The sequence below is a fragment of the Paraburkholderia haematera genome, assembly GCF_905220975.1.
Lineage (GTDB): Bacteria > Pseudomonadota > Gammaproteobacteria > Burkholderiales > Burkholderiaceae > Paraburkholderia > Paraburkholderia haematera.
In genome coordinates this window covers 1-13,189 of sequence record NZ_CAJNBK010000037.1, presented here as the reverse complement: position 1 = coordinate 13,189, position 13,189 = coordinate 1, and the positions used below count along the sequence as shown (strand labels likewise).

The following is a 13,189-nucleotide window of genomic DNA, read 5'->3' as shown; positions in this document are numbered from 1 at the left end:
TCGAAATCGGAACGTTGTTCCTATCACGATGCTATATTGCGCCGAAAGGGAGCTGCCCAGCGCAAGAACGGGACATCACCCCGGGTGATTCGCCCGGCAACCGGACGTAAAGTCCACGGAGGAGGCATGAAGCTCAAGAAGGCCATCGACCGCATTCCAGGCGGCCTGATGCTGGTGCCGTTGCTGATCGGCGCCTGCGTTCACACGTTTGCGCCGGGCGGGGGGAAATACCTCGGCTCTTTTACCAATGGATTGATCACCGGCACCGTGCCGATTCTCGCGGTGTGGTTCTTCTGCATGGGCGCGACGATCGACCTGCGGGCGACCGGCACCGTGTTGCGCAAGTCGGGCACGTTGCTCGTGACCAAAATGCTGGTGGCATGGGTCGCGACAATCGTCGCTTCGCACTTCATTCCGGTTGACGGCGTCAAGGCGGGCCTGTTTGCCGGCCTTTCCGTGCTCGCGATCACAACGTCGATGGACATGACCAACGGCGGTCTCTATGCGGCGGTGATGCAGCAATATGGCAGCAAGGAGGAGGCGGGCGCGTTCGTCCTGATGTCGATCGAATCGGGGCCGCTCGTCAGCATGATCATTCTCGGCGCGACCGGCGTGGCGTTCTTTGAGCCGCGGCTTTTCGTCGGCGCGGTGCTGCCGTTCCTGATCGGCTTTGCGCTGGGCAACCTGGATAGCGAGCTGCGCGAGTTCTTTGGCCGCTGCGTGCATCCTCTGATTCCGTTCTTCGGCTTCGCGCTCGGCAACGGTATCGACCTGAACGTGATCGTCACGAGCGGCTTGCCGGGCGTCGTGCTGGGCCTCGGGGTGATCGTCGTGACGGGTATTCCGCTGATTCTCGCGGACCGCTGGATCGCGGGCGGCAATGGGGCCGCGGGGTTGGCGGCTTCGTCGACGGCGGGGGCCGCCGTGGCGAACCCCGCGATCATCGGCGAGATGATTCCGCGCTTCAAGCCGCTGGTGCCGGCGGCAACGGCGATGGTCGCGACGGCCTGTCTCGTGACGGCAATTCTTGTGCCGATTCTCACCGCGCTATGGGTGCGCCGGCATCAGGCGCGGGATGCGTTGCTTGAAGAGTTTGAGGCGGCGACGACGCCACCGCCGCTGGGTGAGCGGGACGTGCATGTTTGATGGGGTAATGGGGCGGCTGGTTTCCGCCTGAACGCGGAGTGACGCGATTAGCTTGGGGCAGGTTTTACCGCCCCAGCTTCCCCTCCAGCATCGCCTTCACCTCAGCCCATTCCTCATCGATGATGCTAAAGCGCACCGAATTGCGCTTACGCCCGTCCGGCATGATCCGCTCGTGCCGGACAATCCCTTCCTGTTTCGCGCCGATCCGTAGAATCGCCGCCCTTGATTTCTCGTTGAGTTCGTCCGTGGTGAACTGTACGCGCACGCACTGCATCGCTTCGAACGCGTGACTCAGCAGCAGGTATTTCGCCTCGGTATTCACTGCCGAGCGCTGCGCCGACTCACTCAACCACGTGTGCCCAATTTCCAGCTTCCGGTTCGCCCGATCGATCTTCCAGAACCGCGTGCTGCCGACAATCGCCCCGGTATCGCGCCTGACGATCACAAAAGGCATCACCGTGCCGGCCGCGCGTCCGTCGAGCGCGGTTGCAATATAGCTGCCGATGGTTTCCGGCCCCGGCACTACCGTTAGCTTCATGTTCCACAACTGACCGTCCGCAGCGGCGTCGAGCAGACCCTGCGCGTGTTCCTGCTGAAGCGGCCGGAGTTCAACGGTCTGTCCGGTCAGGGTGGGTTGCAGGAGGCTGGAGGAGGGGTCGTTCATGATGAAGCAGATTTTCGATGCAAGAAAAAAGGTCCGCGAACCTTGGTTCGCGGACCCGCTACGACATCGCAGACAGCGTCTAAAAAGACCTTAAACCGCCATCACCGACACCGCCTTGGTGACCAGATAGCCTTCCATGGCTTCCGGACCGCCTTCCGACCCATAGCCCGAATCCTTCACGCCGCCAAACGGCATTTCCGGCGAAGGCGTGGCAGGCTGGTTGATCCACAGCATGCCGACTTCCATCTGTTGCGACAGCAGATGCACGTTGCGGAACGATTTCGTGAACGCATAACCGGCGAGACCAAACGGCAGGCGATTCGCCTCGGCGATCGCTTCTTCGAGCGTGTCGAAACCGCGGATCGCGGCGATCGGGCCGAACGGCTCGTTGTTGAACACGTCCGCTTCGAGCGACACGTTGGTCAGCACGGTCGGCGCGAAGAAGTTGCCTTCCGAGCCCACGCGCTCGCCGCCCGTCTCGACCTTGGCGCCGGTCTTGCGTGCGTCGTCGAGCACCTTGCTCATTGCGGTGAGACGGCGCGCGTTGGCGAGCGGCCCCAGCGTCGTGCCTTCAGCCAGGCCGTCGCCGAGCTTGAGGCCTTCAGCGTGCTTGACGAGCGCCGCCGCGAATTCCTCGCGAATGCTGTTATGTACCAGAAAGCGTGTCGGCGAAATGCAGACCTGGCCGGCATTGCGGAACTTCGCGCCGCCTGCCGCTTTCACGGCCAGCGCCACGTCGGCGTCTTCGGCCACGATGACCGGCGCATGGCCGCCCAGCTCCATCGTCGCGCGCTTCATATGGGCGCCGGCGAGTGCCGCGAGTTGCTTGCCGACCGGCGTCGAGCCGGTGAAGGTGACCTTGCGGATCACCGGATGCGGAATCAGGTAGCTGGAAATCTCCGCCGGGTCGCCGAACACGAGGCCGACCGTACCGGCCGGCACGCCGGCTTCAACGAACGCCTGCAGCAGCGCAGCCGGCGACGCCGGGGTTTCTTCCGGCGCCTTCACGAGGAACGAGCAGCCGCAGGCGAGCGCGGCGCTCAGCTTGCGCACGACCTGGTTGACCGGGAAATTCCACGGCGTGAACGCGGCCACCGGGCCGATCGGCTCCTTGAGCACGGTTTGCTGCGCGGCGAGGTTGCGCGACGGCACGATCCGGCCGTAGACGCGGCGGCCTTCGTCGGCGAACCATTCGATGATGTCCGCCGCGGACAGCACTTCGACGCGCGCCTCTGCAAACGGCTTGCCCTGTTCCAGCGTCATCAGGCGGGCGATGTCGGACGCACGCTCGCGCACCAGCGCCGCGGCCTTGCGCATAGTGGTGGCGCGTTCGTTGGCCGGAACCTTGCGCCAGGCTTCGAAGCCGCGCTGTGCGGCGGCCAGCGCCCGGTCCAGATCCGGGATGCCGGCATGGGCCACCTTGCCGATCGCCTGGCCGGTGGCGGGATTGATGACGTCGAGGGTTTTGCCGCTGGCGGCGTCGCACCACTCGCCGTTAATCAGAAGTCGGGTATCGGTATAGCTCGAGGTGGCCATGCTGGGTTCCTGTAAGTGGGAAAACGATAGGTCGCGCGGCGGGAAATGCTGGGCTGAACCTGCGCGGCCAAGGATGGACTGCCGATAGCGTTTATCTTATCCGATTGCGCGCGATCGCATGGGCGGCGTGCCCACGGGTGGTGCGCGGCACGAACCTTGCTGCCTGGGCTGCCGCGCGGACTCACGCTTACCCGATTGCCTGCCTGATTGCCTGCCCGATTGCCCACCTGAGCGGCGCCGCGCAAACAGGCGTAAAGTCAAGCAGCAGTCGCAGAAACCGGCGAAAGACGGCGAATGCAACCCAATCAACCAAGGTGCAAGCGAGGAATCGACATGCCAACCGGTACAGTGAAGTGGTTCAATGATGCAAAGGGCTTTGGCTTTATCACACCGGACGACGGTGGCGAGGATCTGTTTGCCCATTTCTCGGAAATTCGCAGCGAAGGTTTCAAATCGCTGCAGGAAAACCAGAAGGTCAGCTTCGAAATCAAGCAGGGACCGAAGGGCAAGCAGGCCGCGGATATCAAGCCAGTGTGACAGCAGTGGCCGGTCCGCATGCGCAGGTGTGCGGACCGGCGGAATCTATCGTGCGGCACCGGCGATCCCTCCAGTTTCTGTAGGCGAAGCGGGAGTCTGACCCGGCCGGGCAGCACGGATTGCACGCCGATGTTGAGCGGCGCGGCAATCGTCATGTTTTTCGTGTATAAACTACGGAAGCGCAAGCGGGGTGAATCCCGGTATTAACCATTTAGAACAGCGCAGACCAGCGTATTTTTCTTAAGGTTTCCTTCAGCTTTGCTCCGTAGTATTTGCGCGATTCCCTGTGCCCGCGTGCATTCCGTGCGGGCAATAGTTCCAATAGTTTTCCGACAGAAAACTGAAAGCGCCGATCAAAGGCTTGCTGGAGCATTCATGAAAACCCTGTTCTTGCAGGCGCCGTCGTACGACGGCTTCGACGGTGGCGCGGGTTCGCGCTACCAGGCCAAGCGCGAAGTGCGCTCGTTCTGGTATCCGACGTGGCTCGCGCAGCCCGCCGCACTCGTCCCCGATAGCCGTGTACTCGACGCCCCCGCCGACGGCCTGTCCGTCGAAGAATCGCTTGATATAGCGCAGCAATACGACCTGGTGGTTATCCACACCAGCACGCCGTCCTTCCCCACCGACGCTCTGTTCGCCGAAGACCTGAAGAAGCGCAAGCCTTCAGTGCTGATCGGCATGGTCGGCGCGAAGGTCGCGGTCGATCCGCACAATTCGCTGACCGCGAGCGAGGCGATCGATTTCGTTTGCCGTGAAGAATTCGACTTCACCTGCCAGGAAATCGCCGAAGGCAAGCCGTTTACCGGCATCAAGGGCATGAGCTATCGCGCCGCCGACGGCTCGATCGAACATAACGAAGCGCGCCCGATCCTCGAGAACATGGACGAGCTGCCGTTCGTGGCGCCCGTCTACAAGCGCGATCTGAAGATCGACAACTACTTCATCGGCTACCTGAAGCACCCGTACGTGTCGATCTACACGGGCCGTGGCTGCCGCTCGAAATGCACGTTCTGCCTGTGGCCGCAAACGGTGGGCGGGCATCGCTACCGTACGCGTTCGACCGAGAACGTGCTCGAAGAAGTGAAGTGGATTCGCGACAACATGCCTGAAGTCAAGGAGATCATGTTCGACGACGACACCTTCACCGACTTCAAGCCGCGCGTCGAGGAAATCGCCCGCGGTCTGGGCAAGCTGGGTGTGACGTGGTCGTGCAACGCGAAGGCGAACGTGCCCTACGCGACGCTGAAGATCATGAAGGAAAACGGCCTGCGCCTGTTGCTGGTGGGCTACGAGTCGGGCGACGACCAGATTCTGCTGAACATCAAGAAGGGTCTGCGCACGGATATCGCGCGCCGTTTCAGCGAAGATTGCCGCAAGCTCGGTATCAAGATTCACGGCACCTTCATTCTTGGGCTGCCCGGCGAGACGCAGGACACGATCCAGAAGACCATTGAGTATGCGAAAGAAATCAATCCGCATACGATCCAGGTGTCGCTCGCAGCGCCGTATCCCGGCACGACGCTCTACAACCAGGCGGTCGAGAACGGTTGGCTGGAAGAGAACAAGGTCATCAACCTCGTCAGCAAGTCAGGGGTGCAGCTCGCGGCGATCGGCTATCCGCATCTGTCGCGCGACGAGATCTATCATCAGCTTGAGAACTTCTATAAGCGCTTCTATTTCCGCCCGTCGAAGATCTGGGAAATTTTGCGTGAGATGCTCACGAGCTGGGACATGATGAAACGGCGCCTGCGTGAAGGCGTCGAATTCTTCCGCTTCCTGCGCGCCCACCAAGCGTGAGCGCCATGCATCTGCTCGCCGTCACGCTTGCCTATGCGTGTGCGGCGGGTGCGATTTTCGGCATCGCCTACACGGTGCTGGCGAGTGCGCTGATCGGCCGGTTCTTCGCGAGAGCGGTGTCCGAGCCGACCAGTTTTCCGCCGGTCACGATCGTCAAACCGTTGCACGGCAACGAGTGGGCGTTGCTCGCCAATCTGTCGAGCTTCTGTCAGCAAGACTATCCGGGCCCCGTGCAATTCCTGTTCGGCGTGCACGATTCGGCCGACCCCGCCTTGCAAACCGTCGAAGATCTGCGGCGGCTGCATCCGGAAGCGGACATCACCGTGGTCGCCGACGCGCGCCTTTACGGTCCAAACCGCAAGATCAGCAACATCCTCAATATGCTGCCGCAGGCCCAGCACGACGTGCTGGTGTTCGCCGACAGCGACGTGAGCGTCGGGCCGGATTATCTGCGCAACGTGATCGGCGAATTGCAGAAGCCCGGTGTCGGTCTCGTGACCTGCGTGTATCGCGGTACGCCCGATCCCGGTTTCTGGCCGCGCATGTCGGCCAAGGCCACTAACTACCAATTCCTGCCTGGCGTGGTGACGGGGCTCGCGCTCGGTCTCGCGCGCCCATGCTTTGGACAGTCGATTGCGATGCGACGCGACACCCTCGAAAAAATCGGCGGGTTCACACCGTTCGTCAAGCATCTGGCCGAGGACCATGCCATCGGCGAAGCCGTGCGCATGATCGGCGAGAAGGTGGTGATTCCGCCGTTCACGATTTCGCATGCCTGCGTGGAATCGAGCGCGACGCAACTGATCGCGCACGAACTGCGCTGGAGCCGCACGATTCGCAGCATCGATCCGTTGGGCCATCTCGGCTCGGCGCTGATTCATCCGCTCGCTTTCGCACTGCTCGCCATCGCCTTCTCGGGCGGCGCGCCGTGGTCGTGGCCGCTCGCGCTGGTTGCCGTATGCGCGCGGCTCGCGCTCAAAGTGCTGTCCGATCGCGCGTTGCGGCAGGCGCATCGCGACCTGTGGCTATTGCCGTTATGGGATATCGTATCGTTTGCGATTTTTGTGGCGAGCTTCCGGTCCTCGCGCGTGATCTGGCGCGGTTTCAGTTTCAAGGTGGATGGCGACGGCCTGTTGTCGGCCGTGCAGGACGGAATGACGGATGAACAGCAGGTTGGGTAAGCAATGACGCGTGGGTATCTGGAAGAGGATGGCGAGGACAATGCTGTGTGCCTGAAGGATGCACTGAAGCATGCACTGAAGCATGCACTGAAGCATGCACTGAGGCGCGCGCCAAAGGTGGCCGGATGATGAAGCATCTCGGCCGCATCGCCGCGCTTGTCGGCTTGCTGGTATCACTATGGCTCGTCTGGCAGGACAATCCCGGCGCCGTGCTCGGCGCACTGCGCGCGGCAGGCGCCGGCCTCATTCTGGCGGCGCTCGCGCACGTGTTGCCCATGATCGCCAATGCCTGCGACTGGCGCTCGCTGATTCGCGGCGCGAACCGGCCCAGCATTGCCAATATGCTGCATCTGGTCTGGGTGCGCGAATCCGTCAATAGCATGTTGCCGGTGGCGCGTATCGGCGGCGAGGTGGTGTCGTTTCGCATGCTCAAGCGCTGGGGCGTGCGGCCGTCTACGGCGGTCGGCAGCATCATTGTCGATATGCAGCTCACGGTGATCAGCCAGTTGCTGTTCACGATGGTCGGCATCGGCTTTCTGTTCGCACATGCGCATTCCGACACGCTGCGGCTCGCCGGACAACTGGCGTGGGGCGTAGTGGTGCTGACGCCGCTGCTGGTGCTGTTCGCACTCGTGCAGCATGCGAGCCCGTTCGAGCGCATCACCCGTGCGCTCAATCGCATGACGAGCGGCAAGCTCGCGACGCTCGTCGGGCAATCGGCGCAGATCGACCAGGCCATCAAGCTGATCTGGCGCCGCCGCGGCCCGGTGCTGCGCTATCTGTTCTTCTGGCAACCGCTGCAGTGTTTCCTGACGTCGCTCGAAATCTGGCTCGCGCTGTACTTTCTCGGCGTGCACGTCACGCTGGTCGAGGCGGTGGTGATCGAATCGTTGATCCAGGCGATCAGCAGTGCGGCTTTCTTCGTGCCGGGCGGTCTGGGCGTGCAGGAGGGCGGTTTCATTCTGATCGGCGGCGCGTTGGGCCTCGATCCTTCCACCTGCCTCGCGCTCGCCGGCGCGCGGCGCATTCGCGATCTGCTGATGTTCGTGCCCGGACTTATTGCGTGGCAATTTGCCGAGTCGTCGAATCGCGAGCCGCAGCGGGCGAACATGGCGGAACGGGCAGGGCGGACAGCCGTGAGCGAAGCCAGCCAGCGCTAGTGCGGCGGGACGACATACGGTCCCTTAGCTACCGGACCCGGTGACGGCCTCTGCGGCAGCTTCGCCGATACTATCCATCAGCAACACACCCTCGGCATCGCCACCCTCAGTCCGTGCCCGCATAAGCGGGAAACGACACTTTGACCGCCAGGCCGCGCTCGCCGATACCCGCGCCCAGATGCAGGCTCGCCCCAAAATGCTCGGCGATTCGCGCGACGATCGAGAGACCCAGTCCGCTGCCGGTCGCCTGATTGCCGGTCGCGCGGAAAAACCGGTGGGTGAGGCGCGTGAGATCGCCAGGTGCGACGCCGGGGCCGTCGTCGCGCACGGTGAGCTGCACCTGCCCGTCCTCATGCTGCACAGCCACTTCGACGTTGCCGCCGGTGTGCCCATACTTGATTGCGTTATCGAGCAGATTGTCGAGCAGGATGCCGATCAGGACTGGCTCCGCGTTGATCTCGGCGCGCATGTCGCCGGTGAGCGTGACGTGGATATTCTTCTGCCGCGCGTTGCGTTCGTTGGCGAGCAGCGCGTCTTTCGCGACCGCCGAGGGTCTGAGCGGCACGGTGGAAAGTTTCTCATGCACATCCAGACGCGCGAGCAGCAGCAACTGCTCCGCGAGCCGCGCGCTGCGATCGACGCCTTGCACCACGCGCTCCATTGCCACACGCTGTAACGCCGTGTTCGGTTCGGCCAGTGCGACTTGCGCCTGTACCTTGATGGCGGCAAGCGGCGTCTTCAGTTCATGGGCGGCGTCGGCGGTGAACGCGCGTTCTCGCTCAATGGAGTTCCGCAAGCGCGACAGCACCAGATTGATCGCGTCGACGAGCGGCCGCACCTCGGTCGGGGCCCGGCCGATGTCGACGGGTTCCAGCCGGTTGATGTCGCGTGCGCGAATAGCGCCCGAGAGTACCTTGAGCGGCACGAGGCTCCAGCCGATGCTGAACCACACCAGCAGCGCCAGCACCGGCAACGCGAGGAGCGTGGGGCGGGCGATCCGGCTCGCGACGCCGCTCACCAGGTCGCTGCGCGTGTTGGCCGGTTCGAACACACGCACGACGTGGCCGAGCGCGGTGTCGCGCAAGGTGAACGTGTGCCATGCCTGACCGCCCAGCGTCATGCTTTGCGCGCCGCTGGCGGGCGGCACGGGCAGGTCCCACGCTTGCAGCGCGCGCAGTTGCGGACTGCCCGCCAGCACGTCGCCGTTCGCGCTGCGCACCTGGAATAGCGCGTCGCGCGGCAAGGAATCGTCGTCGTCGCTGTTGTTGGCGCCCGGTTCGCCGCCTTTTTCTTCTTCGCGCACGTCGATGCGCGCATTGGCCAGCGTGGTCAGATTCCGCTCGTCAAGCAGCGCGAGGATTTGCGCGAGCTCCGCGAGGCGTGCCTCTTCCCATTCACTGACTTCGCGCGTGGCCTGACGGTAACTCGAGAAGAGCGCGATGCCCCAGATCAGCGCGATGCTGGTCAGGACCAGCAGCATCAGGCGGTGGCGTATCGACGCCCCGTGTATCGACGCCGGCATTACGCTTTCTCCATCACATAGCCGATATTGCGCACGGTTCTGATCAGCTTGGCGCCGAGTTTCTTGCGCAGGTTGGACACATGGACCTCGATCGCATTGCTTTCGATCTCTTCCTGCCAACCATACAAACTTTCTTCCAGGCGCGAGCGCGACTGGGGGATGCCCTGATTGGTCAGCAACTGCATCAGGATCGCCCATTCACGCGAGGTGAGCGGCACGCGCGTCTTGCCGACTTCGACGGTTTGCGCCGCGGGATTGACCGTCAGATCCAGATAGCGGATCACCTCAACGCTGCGCCCCTGGGCGCGGCGCAGCAGGGCCCGGCAACGGGCAACCAGCTCGGTCAGGTCGAAGGGCTTGCCGAGGTAGTCGTCGGCGCCGGCTTCGAGGCCGTCGACGCGGTCCACCACCGTGCCTCTCGCGGTCAGCACCAGCACGGGCACGTCTTTGCCGGCGTCGCGCAGCCGCTTCAGCAGTTCCATACCCGATACCCTGGGTAGGCCGAGATCAAGCAGCACTAGCGCATAGGCGGTAGTATCGAGGGCAAGACTGGCCTTATGGCCGTCGCGTGCCCAATCGACCGTGAAACCGGCTTGACGCAGTCCCGCTTCGATGCCGCAGCCGATCAGGTCGTCGTCTTCTACGAGGAGTACGCGCATGACAAGAGATTCCGTTCGATGTTTTTTGCATAGCGGCGACGGTTTTTAAGTAAGCGCCGAACCGCATATCCGAAGTGTAACGATCATGCTCATGACACGCTTTATACCTCTTTCTTCCTTAAGGTTTCCTTCAGTTAGAATCGCTACTATCGCCCGTGAATTGGTTACGGTCGCGTGGCCCGACATGAGCACGCGACCCTACGTCGAGTTGTCAGACAATCGCAACTTAATCGTAAGCACATCGATCGAATGTACGGCCGGCGCTTCTGTCGGCGCTTTCGCCAGCGCTTTTGCTGGCGTCTTCACCGGCGCTTTTGCCGGCGTGCGTTTCTTCAGGCCACGAGATCACGCCATGAAGCCAGTCACCATCGACATGCTGCGAGCCCATCTCATGGCGGCTTCGCTCACTGCCATGGGTGCCGAAGTGCTCGCGTTGCTGGCACTGCTGTTCATGCCGGCTTCCCAGCAGGTCTTCAGCTCCACAAGATTTCAGCTCCTTGCGCTCGCGCTAATCGCGAGCGGCGTCGTCGTGATGCGCCAGTTCGCCCACACCGCTTTCGACCTCGCCATTCAGGGCCGCCACGCAACGGCGGCTGGGCGGCCGGTGTTGATCGAAGCGGATTGTCCGCGGCGCTGGTTCGTCGTTCTTCATCTGCGCTTTACGGGCAGACCGTTCGTGCTGGTCGGGCATTGACGGACGCAGGCGATGACAGCGCACGTATTGACAGCATACCAATGGGTCCTGTTAGCCGGCTGCATGTCGGCGTCGCTCTATGCGATGGTGGCGGCGGTGGCGATGCCGTTCTTCGCGGCGCGCCGCGGGGGGCGCGCGAGTGTTGCGGCGAAGGCATCCCAACTTCTGCCGCCTTTTGCGAAAGTCGGCGTCAGCGTGCTCAAGCCGCTGTGCGGCGCCGAGCCGCGACTCTACGAGAACCTGAGAACCTTCTGCGATCAGCGCCACGAGCATTTCCAGCTGGTGCTCGGGGTATCGTCACCGGACGATCCCGCCATTGCCGTGGTGCGCCGTCTGCAGGCCGCCTATCCGCTGCACGACATCGAGCTCGCGATCGACACCCGCGTGCATGGCAGCAATCTCAAGGTCAGCAATCTGATCAACATGGCGGAGCGGGCGCGCCATGATGTGATCGTGATTGCGGATAGCGATATCGCGGTCGAAGCCGACTATCTCGACACCGTGGCGGCGCCGCTCGCCGATCCGCGTGTGGGGGTGGTGACCTGTCTCTATGTGGCGCAAGGCGTCGGCGGTTTCTGGCCGCGGTTCGGTGCGCTGTTTATCAACGAGTGGTTCGCGCCTTCAGTGCGTGTCGCGCATGCGGCCGGGTCGCGCCGCTTCGGTTTCGGCGCGACGCTCGCTTTACGCCGCGCGACGCTCGAGCGCATCGGTGGTTTCGAGGCGCTAAAAAACTGTCTCGCGGATGATTACTGGCTCGCCGAACACGTGCGCGCGCTTGGGCTTCGCACGGTGCTTTCACGCGTGATGGTGGCGACCGATGTGATCGAGCCGACCTTTACCGCCTTGTGGCAGCGTGAGACGCGCTGGCTGCGCACGATCCGCTCGGTGAACCCGCTTGGCTTTGCGTTTCTGTTCATTACCTTTCCGACGCCGTGGCTCCTTGCCGGCGCATGGCTCACCGCGCGCCTCGCGAGCGGCACGTTCGACGGCCTGCACCTGTGGGCGGCGGCGGCGAGCGGCGTCAGCACGGCGGCCGGCTTTGCCGCGCGCATGCTGCTGCATTTGCGTTCCGCGCGTCATGAACGCACTTTCTGGCGCGACTTGCCGCTCGTGCCGTTGCGCGACATCTTGCTGGCTATCCAATGGCTCACGGGCGCGTTCGGCTCGCACGTGGTGTGGCGCGGCGCCCGCGTGCCGGTCGAGGCCTCGGCGTCGAGCACGCAGGGTGCGTCGTTGCGTGTGATGGAGACTTCGGATGGCGGCTAAGCCACGCGGGCTGATCGTCACGGCTGACGACTTCGGTCTGCATCCACGGGTGAATCTGGCGGTCGAGCAGGCTCACCGGCATGGCGTATTGACGGCCGCGAGCCTGATGATCGGCGCACCTGCCGCGGACGATGCGGTGGCGCGTGCCCGCGCGCTTCCCGCGTTGAGGGTTGGCCTGCATCTGGTGCTGGCCGATGGCGACGCGGTCACGCCGCGCGCGGGAATTGCCGCATTGCTCAACGAGCATGGGCGCTTCGGCGACAACATGGTGCGCGACGGCGTACGGTTTTTCTTTTTGCCGCATGTTCGCAAACAGCTGGCGCGGGAGATTCGCGCACAGTTCGAGGCTTTTGCGAGGACCGGTTTGACGCTTGATCACGTCAATACGCACAAGCATTTCCATCTGCATCCGACGGTGCTGGGATTGATTCTCGAGATCGGCCGCGAGTACGGGATGCGGGCGATGCGGTTGCCGTTCGAGGTTAGCGCGCCGGTGTGGTTGCGGCCTTGGATTTCACGGGTGCGGGCGAGGTTGGACCGGGCTGGGATCGCGCACAACGATTATGTTGTTGGGATTGCTAATAGTGGGCGGATGGACGAGGCGGCGTGGCTTGCCGCGCTTGCTGATTTGCCTCACGGGGTGGGGGAGATTTATTGTCATCCTGCTTTTGCCGGCGATCGGGTTTTGAGTGATGGGATGCGGGATTATCGGCATGTTGAGGAGTTGCAGGCGCTCTTGTCGCCGAGGGTCGCTGATGCGATTCGGGGGTTGGGGGCCAGGGTTGGGGGGTTTGGGGATGTGTTGAAGAGTTGACGGTTTTTTTTGCCTGTGCGGCGGTTTGGCTGTGTTTTTATGGTTTTGGCCTTTCCTTGTTTTGTTAGTGGTCTATTAGCGTTGCCCCTGTGCGGGGCGGCAGAGGGTGTAATTAGTTTTGTGTAAACGGTCATTTGGCAGGAGACTGTCAGTAACAGGAGCGACGATGACCGTAGCGAAACGCAACAAACGAGTGAAACCCGATCCTGAGCT

General features: G+C 62.9%; 12 protein-coding genes. 8 read left to right on the top strand and 4 right to left on the bottom strand.

The genetic code is table 11. The features are described 5' to 3' along the window. Positions 1–126: 126 nt before the first annotated feature. A complete protein-coding gene (gene kdgT / locus KHO23_RS32465) occupies positions 127–1,146 on the top strand; it encodes a 2-keto-3-deoxygluconate transporter (protein ID WP_211616844.1) in 1,020 nt (339 codons plus the stop codon). A 64-nt stretch (positions 1,147–1,210) separates the two neighbouring features. Here kdgT and KHO23_RS32460 read toward each other — a convergent pair whose 3' ends face one another. Together KHO23_RS32460 and KHO23_RS32455 are read right to left on the bottom strand one after the other, a co-directional pair. After that, positions 1,211–1,810: a GNAT family N-acetyltransferase gene (locus KHO23_RS32460; RefSeq protein WP_211616842.1), complete on the bottom strand. Its 600-nt coding sequence runs from the start codon at positions 1,808–1,810 to the stop codon at positions 1,211–1,213. Between the two features lie 90 nt (positions 1,811–1,900). After that, on the bottom strand, positions 1,901–3,346 hold the full coding sequence (locus tag KHO23_RS32455; protein WP_211616840.1) for an NAD-dependent succinate-semialdehyde dehydrogenase: 1,446 nt from the start codon (positions 3,344–3,346) through the stop codon (positions 1,901–1,903). Positions 3,347–3,679: 333 nt separating this feature from the next. On the opposite strand from KHO23_RS32455, the gene KHO23_RS32450 reads away from it, so the two are divergent. The 4 genes from KHO23_RS32450 (at position 3,680) to KHO23_RS32435 (ending at position 8,021) form a co-directional block, all read left to right on the top strand. Next, positions 3,680–3,883 (top strand): cold-shock protein, encoded by a 204-nt coding sequence (locus KHO23_RS32450; RefSeq protein ID WP_007181784.1) that lies wholly within the window; start codon positions 3,680–3,682, stop codon positions 3,881–3,883. Between the two features lie 375 nt (positions 3,884–4,258). Beyond that, positions 4,259–5,680 (top strand): hopanoid biosynthesis associated radical SAM protein HpnJ, encoded by a 1,422-nt coding sequence (gene hpnJ, locus KHO23_RS32445; RefSeq protein ID WP_211616838.1) that lies wholly within the window; start codon positions 4,259–4,261, stop codon positions 5,678–5,680. Beyond that, the gene (gene hpnI / locus KHO23_RS32440; RefSeq protein ID WP_211616836.1) at positions 5,677–6,861 is read left to right on the top strand and encodes a bacteriohopanetetrol glucosamine biosynthesis glycosyltransferase HpnI; all 1,185 of its coding nucleotides are present in this window, start codon (positions 5,677–5,679) and stop codon (positions 6,859–6,861) included. Before hpnJ ends, hpnI (KHO23_RS32440) begins: the two co-directional genes overlap by 4 nt. 125 nt (positions 6,862–6,986) lie before the next feature. Beyond that, entirely contained in the window at positions 6,987–8,021 is a 1,035-nt protein-coding gene (locus tag KHO23_RS32435; RefSeq protein WP_211616834.1) for a flippase-like domain-containing protein, read from the top strand. A gap of 106 nt (positions 8,022–8,127) precedes the next feature. On the opposite strand, the gene KHO23_RS32430 is transcribed toward KHO23_RS32435, so the two are convergent. Together KHO23_RS32430 and KHO23_RS32425 are read right to left on the bottom strand one after the other, a co-directional pair. Then, on the bottom strand, positions 8,128–9,531 hold the full coding sequence (locus KHO23_RS32430; protein ID WP_211616901.1) for an ATP-binding protein: 1,404 nt from the start codon (positions 9,529–9,531) through the stop codon (positions 8,128–8,130). A gap of 11 nt (positions 9,532–9,542) precedes the next feature. After that, the gene (locus KHO23_RS32425) at positions 9,543–10,202 is read right to left on the bottom strand and encodes a response regulator (protein WP_211616832.1); all 660 of its coding nucleotides are present in this window, start codon (positions 10,200–10,202) and stop codon (positions 9,543–9,545) included. Between the two features lie 352 nt (positions 10,203–10,554). Between KHO23_RS32425 and KHO23_RS32420 the strand changes: the two genes are divergently transcribed. From KHO23_RS32420 to hpnK, 3 genes are read left to right on the top strand one after another with little or no spacing between them, the layout of a single operon-like run. Next, positions 10,555–10,896, top strand: coding sequence for a hypothetical protein (locus KHO23_RS32420; RefSeq protein WP_211616830.1), 342 nt, complete (start codon positions 10,555–10,557; stop codon positions 10,894–10,896). Between the two features lie 12 nt (positions 10,897–10,908). Next, positions 10,909–12,162 (top strand): bacteriohopanetetrol glucosamine biosynthesis glycosyltransferase HpnI, encoded by a 1,254-nt coding sequence (gene hpnI, locus KHO23_RS32415; protein ID WP_211616828.1) that lies wholly within the window; start codon positions 10,909–10,911, stop codon positions 12,160–12,162. Continuing rightward, a complete protein-coding gene (hpnK, locus tag KHO23_RS32410; protein ID WP_211616826.1) occupies positions 12,152–12,976 on the top strand; it encodes a hopanoid biosynthesis-associated protein HpnK in 825 nt (274 codons plus the stop codon). Before hpnI (KHO23_RS32415) ends, hpnK begins: the two co-directional genes overlap by 11 nt. Positions 12,977–13,189: the final 213 nt, after the last annotated feature.